Below are 11,007 nucleotides of genomic sequence, written 5' to 3' on the forward strand. Positions count from 1 at the left end.
GCTCGCGCGTCATCCCAGGTTTCCATTCCCAATCCAAGACTTCCACGCGTGACGAGAATCGAAATTCTCCTTTGGCTTCCGCATCCCAGAATACGCTCACAAATTGATCGCGAGTGGCGTGATCCAAATAAAGCTCGACGCTGCCATACACCAGAATTTGAGGCCGCCGATATTTTCGCGAAGTCCCGCCGACATAGTCCGGTTCGCCGAGCAAATCCAGCAGCTGCTGCTTCGGAGTTCCTGGCTGGATGCCGGCAAATACGCCCGTCCGTAAAAGCTCCTTTAGCGAGACAGACATCTGATTCCCTCGCGCCTTCGGCGACGTCCCTCTCCGGCCAAGTTCGTCCAGCATGCGTTCCAGCCAAAGGCGACAGTCGGTCTTAACAGGGAACCACTTACCGGTCAGTCTTTCAATCTCGCCCGTCGGAAAATCATCGCGGCTTAATAGCTCGCGACCTTGCTTGATGATGAGATCAAGAGACCGCGCACTTTCTTCAGCGCCTTGAGCATTGATGTCACGATCCGTTATTCCATCACAATATTGCAATTCGATAAACGCTTGTAAATACCCGGCAAGCGCGGGATATTCTTCGTAAAGCGACTTATCAGTTTCGTTGCGGTTATCCATCGTTTTCAGAATTTATACAATGCGCATCCGCGCACTACTCCAGAATTGTGACTTTTCCATCTCTACAAACTTTCCTCATTTTGCAATACAACAACGGAACGCGGCTTGCGGAAGCGCGCCATGAACCAGCCGCAGATTACGCTGGCGAGGATGAAGGCTGGCAGAGCGGGCGCTGTCAGGAAAAGAGAATCCAGCTTGTTCGGAGGCGAATACAGAGCGGCGAGCGCCTCGATCAGCCCCCAGACAATCATGCTGCTGGCGACGCTCCAGCGGACTGAAGCGCCGAACGTTGTCGCTCGCGCAGCCCTGGAGACCATGAGGATGGCGTACACAAACGATGGGACCGAGGCGTATGTCGCAAAGAGAGGGATCCCTTCCCACACGCGGCCCGCCAGGATATTCGGCATCCCGCCGCCGATAGCGGCGAAGGCATACAATAACCCAAGCGCCAAGGTCACGTCGTAAAGTAGGAATAAGAAGAAAAACATCATACACACGCCTCCTTAACTGTCACTTTTCCATGTTTAGGTCTCACTTTGCCCGTACCAATCAGCGGCGATTCTTTTCGGGAAACAGGACACATAATAGCCACAGACGACGCCGGCGATGACGAAAGGCGGCAGGATCGACAGCGCATCTTGGAGTTCTTCCCAAGTAAGCAGTGACGCGGAGCACAACATCACCATCATGCCGATTCCCCATGGGATGAGACTTAAACCAAGGCTTCGGCATATAGTCGATAATCGGCCTATTCGATGATTGCCGCTCAAAACCATGAGGACGCCGTAAATGCTGGAGGGGATAAGACCGAAGAGGACGACGCCCAAGAGTTCAGTCCAATGACCGCCCAGCAGCTCTACGCCCCATTCACTGGAAGATATTCCCGGGACAAGAGACATCGAGAGCACAAACGACAAATCGTAGAGCAAGCATAGGACAAGAAATATCATAATGCGCCCTTCCTCATTTTGGGTTCTTGCATCGCTGCCGAGGTTCAAGGAAAACGCCGCCTATTCGCTCTTCGGCTTCGCCGCCCCAATCTCCGTCTCAATTTGTCCTTCTGAGTCAGAATGGCCGTCATGATGGGGACGCCATCGGTGGCGGTTCCAGAACATGGTGACGGTTATGAAACCAAACAGATATTTGAACCAGTCTTTTCCAAGATTGTATCCGGCCATGAATGCGTCCAATTCTCCCGCGAATTTGTTCGCCGGCTCGCTGGCAATACGCATAACGAGCTGCTTTTCGCCACTGCTCCAATGCCTGTGGTTCGCTAATACCCTCCAGCCAGGCGCCTGACTTGCATATTGAAATCCGGTCATACGATCTTCGTAACCGCGTTTCACGCCGAACTGGAACAGCTCTCGCTTGAAATTGAGCGTGGGATTGACGCGGATGACAATCGCCAGGACGGTAATAATGAGTACGATAGCAAGAACAATTTTGCGGCGCAGGGTCATGGGCCTTGCTCGCCGGCGCTTGCGATCATTCCAGCGATCCCAGATGCGCGGCAGCAGCACGCCGACGCTGTTTTTTGCCGTGGTGACCGCGTAGCCGATCACTAATCCCATGACGCCGCCAATGAGAACCTGATAGGTGAAATGCGCCCCCGTCTCAACACGCGACCAGCCTACGGCGAGGGCGACCATAAAGGCGAAGGGGGCTACTCTGGGATATGTCTCCATCAGCAGCCACGCCACCGCAAAGGCCGTGAGCGTGTGTCCGCTAGGAAAGCCGTGTCCGCCGCCGCTCGGTCGCGTGAACGGAAGCTGTTTGAGGATCTGGCTTGTGAGAAGGCAGACAAGGGTGAGGTCCCACACACGCCAGGCGATCGAGGGATCCCGCTTGAGCTTCGCAAGCAGAAAGACCATCACCGCGGCCACGACCAGCATCCCATTGTAAACGCTGAACGCTCCCTCGCCCAGAACGCGCCCGGACGTGTCGAGAAAGTGGTCTTTCTTGACACCCCAGAGGCACAAGAAGACAAGGAAAACAAAGGCGATAATCGGCTGCCAGTAACGCGCCACACGGAGCGACGGCTTTGGCGGCTCCGGACTGAGCGGCGCCGGCGGTTCGTTCGTAATCATAGAGGATTGTTTCCAGGGTCGTAGAGTTCTGCGGAGCATGGGGGGTTGCGAGCAGAGCCAATGGAATATCGGTTTCCGGAAGCCGATCTTTCCCCGCTCTCGTTTTTAGACAGAAATTGCATTGGAATGTTACACACAATTCTTCCATTCTCAGCGGATTGATCCCCGAGTCGCCTCCCGTAGCGTCAATGGCGGACGCATGAACTCTCCAAACCCACTTTATTCGTTAATAACTGACGTTACTCACGTCGTGCCCGGCGATTGAAATCGCGGCTAGAAAAGCACGATGTGCCCCTTCGGGCACTCCAGAAACCTGGCGATTACGTTCTCTGGAGTCGGCGAAGGCGGGCGCCCTCTGGGCACTCGTGCACTTCTAGGCCGGGTACCCGCTTGCGGGTGTTCAATCGCCGGCTAAAGGCTTGCGTAACATCAGTTAATAATTCGGATACAGTTTCTCAAACTGCTCCATGCGAAGAATCTGATAGTGAGCGCGTTCAGCAATGTCGGCAGCTTTGACTTCGTCTCCCTTGAGATTCTCCACGGTTAACCAAACTGTCTCAGGTTCATATTCTTCCACGTATGCAAGCACTCGCACCCGAAGACTTTCGTAGAGAATATAATTCCCATCAGCGCTTCCATGTTCAACTTCGTGCATGAACACCTGCTCCACGGCCGCGACATCGAACTCTACTCCCAGAGCATTTTCCAATCCAAATAGCGTGAAGCGCAATTCGCGGTCGATCGTAAGCAAAACGGTCTCTATGGCCTTTGCTCTCATACTTTCTCGCTCGGTAAATGCTGATCCCAATATCGAGAGCGCGCCTGGTCAACAGTACGCTTGCTACCTCGATCAAGGTCGACGAAATCCGGCAAACAACTAAGATACAAGGCGCAGGCCGAGCGCTGTTTATCGTCGAACAGGGCGTAACGCCGAATATGATAATCTTCGGGATCACTGCTCTCTGGGCAGAGCGCGGAAAGAACGGTAATGAGGCTATGAGTCCATGGATCTGGGTGCGTCAGCAAACTGACCATGAACGCCGGCAGATAGTAGCGCATGGCTTTGGCGTCCGCGTGTGCAAGTGTAGGAAAGAAGTGGTGTAGTGTCTCGACCGGCAACACCGTCCAATTTGCGCCGAACTCCACTCTGGAAGTGCTTTCGATTTCTTCCTTGCTCGCGCGCTTTCCCCAATTGCTCATCTCGTTCATGTCCACAAGTGTATGGCCTCCGTCGAGAGTCACGCCGTGGAATGCCCGCTTGATTAACATTTCCAATTCGATTCGGGTCATGGTACAAACTCTTGTGAATGGGTGGGCGGAAATGCAGCACGGCCAAAGATATTTCCAGCTCCAACCCAGCCGTCGATGCGGCCATTGTTCGCGCCAATGAGAAACTTGCCGTTGTTGATTTCTTTCACCATATGCAGGACGATATGGGAATAGCGGCGGCCCTGAATCTGGGCGAGGACGATGTCGCCGACCATAAGGCTTTTGTTGTCACATGGGGCGAGAATGACGGTGTCGCCGCTAGCGATCAGGCCGGTCATGGAGTTGCCAGTCGGCGCCACTCGCACGGTTTGGCCGGCGGCAAGAGCAGTTTTCGCTAGGTCCGACCAGTGAGGGCGGGCGCTCAAAGCTTCCCGGCCGTCACTTCGCGCAGGTGTGCCCAGGCGCGGTGGTATTTGGCGATACGCTGGAGGTCTTCTTCGGTGATGGCGCAGAGGCGCATGGGGTTGAGATTGTCTTCGAGGTCCAGGATTTTGACGCGGGCGGCGAGCGGGTTGCGGGCGGCGCGTTCAATGAAAGTTTCGTAGTCTTCGCCTTCGCGCTTTGTCACGGACTCGACGGCGGCGAGCACTTGCGGCGGGATGCCGGCGGCGGCCAGGTCGGCTAGGGTGACGGGGGTGTCTTCCACGACGTCGTGCAGGACGGCGGCCATTTGACCGTCGGCGTCTGGGCAGCGGAGGGCCATTCGGATCGGGTGCTGGACATACGGGGTCCCATCCTTGCTGAGCTGGTTCGCGTGCGCGCCGGCGGCGATGGCGAACGCCTTCGCGACTAAAAGTCCTTCATCATGCGTCATTGCGGTGTCTCCATTTTCTGTTACGCTCATGGGGAAGCGTTGCTATTTTATCATACCGGGGTGGCGTTATTTTTTCTATATCCGCTGAGACTGAAGGAATTCGGAGGATTCGCCATAATTAATCATTAGGACTTAATTATGTCTGTCGTTACGCCAACAAATACGAAAAACATGCATCGATCGATGGCGACGCGTTTGTGGACCCTTTTGGGATTCAGTTTCGTGTATTGCATCATCGTAGTATTCAAACCGTTTTCGCCGGCGCAGACCCTCGTGTTTTCGGACATCACGGGCTACGGCGTTCCCATGCTAACGGCGAGCTGGGTGTTGTGGGACTGCATGCGCACGCGCCGTGAAACCTTCGCGGCCGGCGCGCCGCGTGAACAGCAGGCGCGCTGGCAGGCGGGGCTATTCTTTGGCTTAGGAGCCCTGAGTTTTGGTGTGGGAAGCTGCATCTGGGCGTACTACGAACTGCATCTCAAAGTGTCGTGTCCCTTTCCTTCGATGGCGGACGCGGCGTATCTGTGCTGCTACCCCTGTCTCTTTTTGGGCGTCCTGCTCATGCCCAACCGTCCCCTGCCCCTGACGATGCGATGGCGTGTTCTGTTGGACGGCTGCATGATCATGACGGCGCTGGTAACGTTCAGCTGGTACTTCCTGCTCGGTCCGCTCATCCTGGCGGGGTCGGCAACGACGCTCGGGATGCTCCTGGGGGTGGGATATCCCCTCGGCGACCTGATCGCCCTCCTCTGCATGCTGATTGTGACCGTCCACAACGAAGAACAATCGCTGCGGCCAGTCACGTGGCGACTGGGCTTTGGGATTGCGGCGTTTGTCAGCGCCGACGTCCCATTCGCCTACCTGACGCTGCATAGTGCTTACGACGCAACCAGCGTCACCACCGTCGGATGGATCCTGGGATGGGGATTGATCTCGCTGGCCGGCGCGGCGCTCCTGCGAATCGATCCGACAGAACAATCCATGTCCAGTCAGCGCACTTCCGCGCCGCCTCCGCTGCGCGTATGGCGCGCACTGACGCCTTACCTCTTCGTTCCCTGCGTAGCCGCGCTGGTCGTTTACTCGCTCAAACACCGTACCGCCAGCACGCTGGATTTCGGCGTATACATTGGCTCAGCGCTGCTCATCGGCCTTCTTCTCGTGCGGCAGGTGCTTTCGATCCTGGAAAACAACCATTTGACCCGCCAGCTTCAGGAAGCGTATTCCGAGATGGAGGAAACGAACAAACAGCTGCAAAACCTTGCGACGACGGACGGAATGACGGGGCTCTCCAACCACCGCGACTTCCAGGAGCGTCTGAGGGTTGAGCTTTCCGAAGCCCAGCGCCATGGGACGCCGCTGTCGCTGCTGCTGCTCGATGTCGATCACTTCAAGCTCTACAACGACACCTTCGGCCACCCCGCGGGCGACCATGTCCTGCGCACCCTGGCGACCCTGCTGCGCGACGCAATCCGAGACGGAGACCTTGCGGCCCGCTACGGCGGCGAAGAGTTCGCCGTGCTCCTCCCCAACGCCGGCTCCGACCAAGCCCGCGCCACCGCCGAGCGCATCCGCGCCGCCGTCAGCGCCTTCGATTTCCCAAACCGCAAAATCACCGTCAGCATCGGCGTCACCGACATCTCCATCGCCGGAACCGATCCCGAAGACCTGATCGAAAGCGCCGACACCGCCCTCTACGCCGCCAAACACACCGGCCGGAACCGCTGGGTCGTCGCCGGAGACACAGAATCCCTCATCAGCGCCGCGTAAATGTTCACTCTACGAATGCCTGCGCCACTGATTGCGTTTCTGTCCGCCTCGGCCGCCAATCGATCCCGCAATGACGCAGCAAGGGCGCGAGCTTATGAACCCTGACGATTCTTGTATCCTCTAATTTTCAGACCTTATCATGTTATTGTAGACCTACGCCTCGGATAGGAGCAATATTCGGCGCGCCAGGACGGGGTTTTGGGAAAACGATATTATGCTTGATGATCGGCGCATATGTCGAGATCATCAGGAGAAAATCCACCGCATCCTCTTCGGATTTGGGGGTGCAGTAAAAGTTCGCGCAGTCGTCGGGGAAAGTGGCGATAAGTGCGTGCTTCATAGTCATGGCGATCCACACAGGATGGCCATGCCACGCACGCTCTTTAAACCAGACGTATTCTCCGCGCTCGGCTGGATTTAGCTGCCGTCCCGCCATCATACCGATGTCGTGATTAATGGTGAAGCCGTTCTTCTTGGTAATTGCGCCAACGTAGGAATCAACCCCCTGGAGCCGATGATATGCGTAGTCGGGCAGCAACTGGATGCCGCCCGGAGGCTTCGGCGCGGCTGGCGCTGCGGTCAGTCGACCGCCGCACACAAACACTCCCGCGAAAAGGATGAGCCAGACGATACAACATTGCGCTTTTGATCTCATGCTTGTTCCACCTTTTCCAGACGATATCATTCGCTATGGTTATTCCCTATCGTCAAGTTTATCATAAATCTCAGATAAAGAAAAACCGCCCCCAGCCATAGTATGGCGCGGGGGCGGTTCGCTGCTTGCCGTATGGGCGCTGGCTATGCTTTAGTGGCGACGGCGCTGGCGGCGTAGCCGTCGGTGAGGGTTTTGAGGAAGGCGACGATGTCGGTCACTTCATCGTCGGTGAGGTGCAGGTTTCCAAGCTCTTCGCGGTTCATCGTCGCGGGGAACTCCGGGGTCCCGAAGCCGCCAAGGTCCCGCTTGTTGTAAAATTGGACCGCCTGTTCCAGCGTCGTAATCACGCCGTTATGGAAGTACGGCGCGGTGATGGCGACGTTGCGCAGGGTTGGGACCTTCATACGACCGGCGTCGTCCACGCGCTTCGTTTGGTACGGGAAACGGCCCGACCTATTTACCCAGAAGCCGACCGAGTTCCGACGCCATCACAATTGTTCGCAATGTGATGAGACTTGACAACTACCCATTATTTGTCCTTCGTAATATCAATGCTCGAAAAATATGTAGTAATCGTCAGAAGTGCATTGATTGACATCATCTGCTTGCTCGCCTGCGATGTTGAGATCATTTGATATTATGTTCGCATGACCTCTCGCAAAAGCTATCCTTCCGATGTGTCCGACGATGAGTGGGCGTTCGTGGCTCCTTATTTGACGCTCATGAATACTGAAGCCCCACAACGAGATTACGGTTTGCGCGAAGTCTTCGATGGCTTACGATAGATTGTGCGCGCCGTGCTACGATTAGCCGAAGGGCGAAACGCCTAGCCCAGCGCCGCGATCTATGACTGGCAGATGATCTAATCGACATCCGAGAGCGCAGACGGCGAAGGCTCTGTTCTTCCGGGTGAATGGCGTCAAGCATATTCATAGAATATGCTTGACACCAAAAGGAGATTAATGTATAGTAGTTGAAACGTTTCACTTTTAAATATTAACGAGGGATGACAGTGGCTGATCCGCTACAATTTCTTTCGTCCTCATGGCAGGCTTGTGCGCAAGACGCCTGATGAGGCAACGCTCGACTGGTATGGGAAACGGCCCGACCTATTTACCCAGAAGCCGACCGAGTTCCGAAGGCACCACAGTTATTCACAACGTGATGCGACTTGACACTTACCTAACAATACTCTACTCACAATAGGAATATCATTGAAAATCACGACAACTATTCCTGCGAGAACATTCGGCGCAGCGCTTTTTATGCTGATGACCGCCGTGTCCGCGCCGGTCATTGCCGATCCAGGCAGCCTGACAGTTCACGCGGACCGGCCGGGGCCAAAGATCAACCCTCTGTTCTATGGACTGATGACCGAAGATATCAATTACTCCTGGGATGGAGGACTTTACGCCGAGCTCATCCGGAATCGATCCTTCAAAGATAGTGGGGACAAGGTCGATCACTGGTCCACCGTGGCTCCTGCGGGCGCTTCCGTCACGATGAGCCTCGATCGGGCCGAGCCTGTAAGCGCCGCCCTTGGCGCCAGCCTGCGCGTGGAAGTCACGGGAGCGACTGCCAGCGCCCCGGCCGGCATCGCCAATCACGGCTATTTTGGCGTCCCGGTCAAACCCAGCACCAAGTATGCGGCCAGCTTCTATGCTCGCTGTGCTCCCGGGTTTTCCGGGCCGCTGTTGGTGAGCCTGCAGAGCGCTGATGGGCGAACAACCTTTGCGAAGGCGCAAGTAACCGGCCTCACGGGGAAATGGAAGAAATACTCCGCCACATTGCAGACACCCAGCGGCGTGGCAGCGACCACAGCGGGACAATTCGTATTAATGACGGATCGTCCCGGTACGGTCTGGCTAAGTTTAGTGTCATTGTTCCCGCCCACATACAAGGGACGCCCCAATGGGCTGCGTGTGGACCTGATGAACAAACTTGCGGCCATGAAACCAGGCTTCATTCGGCTGCCGGGCGGCTGCTATATCGAAGGTTATAACTTAGCTTCCCATTTCGATTGGAAGAAAACGATCGGCCCGCTGGAGGATCGGCCCGGGCATCCTGGCTTCTGGGGATATCGAGCCACGGATGGTATGGGGCTGCTGGAGCTGCTGCAGTGGTGTGAAGATCTGAACGCCGAACCAGTGCTCGCGGTGTTTAATGGTTACGCTATGGGTGACACAGTGCAGCCCGGACCGGCGCTTGAGCCGTATGTGCAGGATGTTCTCGACGAGATCGAGTACGTCACTGGCGATGGGAACACGAAGTGGGGCGCGGTTCGCGCGCGCAACGGTCATCCGAAGCCGTTTCCGCTGCACTACGTAGAGATCGGCAATGAGGATTGGGGGGACAAGAGCGGCAGCTACGACGCTCGATACGTTCAGTTCTACCATGCAATCAAGGCCAAGTATCCACATCTGCAGGTGATCGCCACGACCGCCGTCAAAAGCATCGCTCCCGATGTCCTGGACGATCACTTTTATCGTTCCACCGGAGAGACGCTGCGTGACGTCTCGCACTATGATAAATATGACCGCAAAGGTCCGCAGGTGTTTGTTGGGGAGTGGGCGACCACGGAAGGCAAGCCCACTCCGACTTACGAAGCCTCGCTTGCGGATGCAGCCTGGCTGATTGGTCTGGAGCGGAATGCAGACGCCGTAGCAATGGAGTGTTATGCCCCGCTGTTTGTGAATGTCAATCCTGGCGCATCCCAATGGGATACCAATCTAATTGGGTATGACGGGGTCTCCAGTTTTGGATCTCCATCGTATCACATGCAATGTCTGTTTGGCGGCAATCGAGGCAGCGTGGTCCTTCCGGTCGATTTTTCCGTTCCTCAAAACACGACGGCTCCCGATCCTATGCCGCAGGGACGCGTCGGCGTCGGCTCCTGGGCAACCCAGGTGGAGTACAAGGATATTGTGGTCACTCAAGACGATCGAACGCTCTACAAGGCCGACTTAGCCGCAGGCGTTGCGGACTGGCGTTTTGTGAGGGGAGATTGGAAGGTCCAGGATGGCGCTCTCCAGCAGTCAGGTAACTCAGGCAATTGCCAGGCATTCGTTGGAGACGCCTCATGGACCGATTATTCGCTGCGACTCAAAGCGCGCAAGATCAGCGGCGAGGAAGGCTTCCGGATTTTTCTCCATGTGCAGGGAGAGAAGGATTTTATCTCGTGGACTATAGGGGATGCGGGAAACACACACACAGCCATTGAAAAAAAACAGAATGGCTATAGTCGCGGGATCGGCGGAGATGCGGCGGTGAAAGTAGAGACCGGACGCTGGTACGATATTCGCGTGGATGTTCACGGACGGCAGATCGCGTGCTATCTCGACGGAAAGCTTATCTCTGAAGCTACGGATAAGCCGTTTCCACCGGCGCCGACATTCTTTGCGACCGCCAGCCGGGATGACAAGACGCAAGACATCATCATCAAAGCCGTCAATGCAAGCGCCGCCCCCCAGGTGATGGCGTTGGGGATCGATGGCGTCCCGTCGGTCGCGTCCGCAGGAACACAATGGGTGATGACTGGATCGCCAAAAGATGTCAATAGTATTGCCGAGCCTCAAAAGGTTGCTCCTCGTAAGCTGCTGCTGAACAATGCTGGGCGTAGTTTCACTCACGAGTTTCCTGCAAATTCCGTCACTGTGCTGCGCCCTCTGTGTCTATAATAGGTGAGACAGTTCGCTACACTAAATGCAATCCGTATCGAGGGCGGAGAATGGTCAAATCCGTTGGATTCTCACACCTTCAATGGTCGGCACGAAAAAGAAGATCGACA

General features: G+C 55.9%; 12 protein-coding genes and 1 pseudogene. 3 read left to right on the top strand and 10 right to left on the bottom strand.

Annotation, left to right across the window (positions count from 1 at the left end):
- The 8 genes from ABIZ35_RS11335 to ABIZ35_RS11370 form a co-directional block, all read right to left on the bottom strand.
- Positions 1 to 628, bottom strand: a 628-nt coding sequence (locus tag ABIZ35_RS11335; RefSeq protein WP_348220015.1) for a hypothetical protein, incomplete at its 3' end; no start/stop codon positions are given.
- 62 nt (positions 629 to 690) lie between these two features.
- Positions 691 to 1,119, bottom strand: coding sequence for a hypothetical protein (locus ABIZ35_RS11340; protein ID WP_348220016.1), 429 nt, complete (start codon positions 1,117 to 1,119; stop codon positions 691 to 693).
- A 33-nt stretch (positions 1,120 to 1,152) separates the two neighbouring features.
- Positions 1,153 to 1,626, bottom strand: a complete 474-nt coding sequence (locus ABIZ35_RS11345; RefSeq protein WP_348220017.1) for a hypothetical protein — start codon at positions 1,624 to 1,626, stop codon at positions 1,153 to 1,155.
- 12 nt (positions 1,627 to 1,638) lie between these two features.
- Complete coding sequence (locus ABIZ35_RS11350; RefSeq protein WP_348220018.1) at positions 1,639 to 2,715, bottom strand: phosphatase PAP2 family protein; 1,077 nt, start codon at positions 2,713 to 2,715, stop codon at positions 1,639 to 1,641.
- Positions 2,716 to 3,148: 433 nt separating this feature from the next.
- Positions 3,149 to 3,466 carry a hypothetical protein gene (locus ABIZ35_RS11355; protein ID WP_348220019.1) on the bottom strand — a complete coding sequence of 106 codons (318 nt, stop codon included), beginning with the start codon at positions 3,464 to 3,466 and terminating at the stop codon, positions 3,149 to 3,151.
- 23 nt (positions 3,467 to 3,489) lie between these two features.
- Positions 3,490 to 4,005, bottom strand: coding sequence for a DUF6714 family protein (locus ABIZ35_RS11360; protein ID WP_348220020.1), 516 nt, complete (start codon positions 4,003 to 4,005; stop codon positions 3,490 to 3,492).
- On the bottom strand, positions 4,002 to 4,349 hold the full coding sequence (locus tag ABIZ35_RS11365; protein ID WP_348220021.1) for a S24/S26 family peptidase: 348 nt from the start codon (positions 4,347 to 4,349) through the stop codon (positions 4,002 to 4,004). Before ABIZ35_RS11365 ends, ABIZ35_RS11360 begins: the two co-directional genes overlap by 4 nt.
- The gene (locus ABIZ35_RS11370; protein ID WP_348220022.1) at positions 4,346 to 4,798 is read right to left on the bottom strand and encodes an HD domain-containing protein; all 453 of its coding nucleotides are present in this window, start codon (positions 4,796 to 4,798) and stop codon (positions 4,346 to 4,348) included. Before ABIZ35_RS11370 ends, ABIZ35_RS11365 begins: the two co-directional genes overlap by 4 nt.
- 138 nt (positions 4,799 to 4,936) lie before the next feature.
- Here ABIZ35_RS11370 and ABIZ35_RS11375 point away from each other — a divergent pair, with 138 nt between their 5' ends.
- Positions 4,937 to 6,565 carry a GGDEF domain-containing protein gene (locus tag ABIZ35_RS11375; protein ID WP_348220023.1) on the top strand — a complete coding sequence of 543 codons (1,629 nt, stop codon included), beginning with the start codon at positions 4,937 to 4,939 and terminating at the stop codon, positions 6,563 to 6,565.
- Between the two features lie 142 nt (positions 6,566 to 6,707).
- On the opposite strand, the gene ABIZ35_RS11380 is transcribed toward ABIZ35_RS11375, so the two are convergent.
- The gene (locus ABIZ35_RS11380; RefSeq protein WP_348220024.1) at positions 6,708 to 7,220 is read right to left on the bottom strand and encodes a hypothetical protein; all 513 of its coding nucleotides are present in this window, start codon (positions 7,218 to 7,220) and stop codon (positions 6,708 to 6,710) included.
- 143 nt (positions 7,221 to 7,363) lie between these two features.
- Positions 7,364 to 7,624 carry a hypothetical protein gene (locus tag ABIZ35_RS11385; protein WP_348220025.1) on the bottom strand — a complete coding sequence of 87 codons (261 nt, stop codon included), beginning with the start codon at positions 7,622 to 7,624 and terminating at the stop codon, positions 7,364 to 7,366.
- A gap of 243 nt (positions 7,625 to 7,867) precedes the next feature.
- Between ABIZ35_RS11385 and ABIZ35_RS11390 the strand changes: the two are divergent.
- Positions 7,868 to 8,047, top strand: a pseudogene (locus tag ABIZ35_RS11390) (hypothetical protein); the annotation flags it as partial.
- 387 nt (positions 8,048 to 8,434) lie between these two features.
- Complete coding sequence (locus ABIZ35_RS11395; RefSeq protein ID WP_348220026.1) at positions 8,435 to 10,897, top strand: alpha-L-arabinofuranosidase C-terminal domain-containing protein; 2,463 nt, start codon at positions 8,435 to 8,437, stop codon at positions 10,895 to 10,897.
- The last annotated feature ends 110 nt before the right edge of the window (positions 10,898 to 11,007 follow it).

This window comes from Capsulimonas sp. (assembly GCF_039929585.1).
Classification (GTDB): Bacteria; Armatimonadota; Armatimonadia; order Armatimonadales; family Capsulimonadaceae; genus Capsulimonas.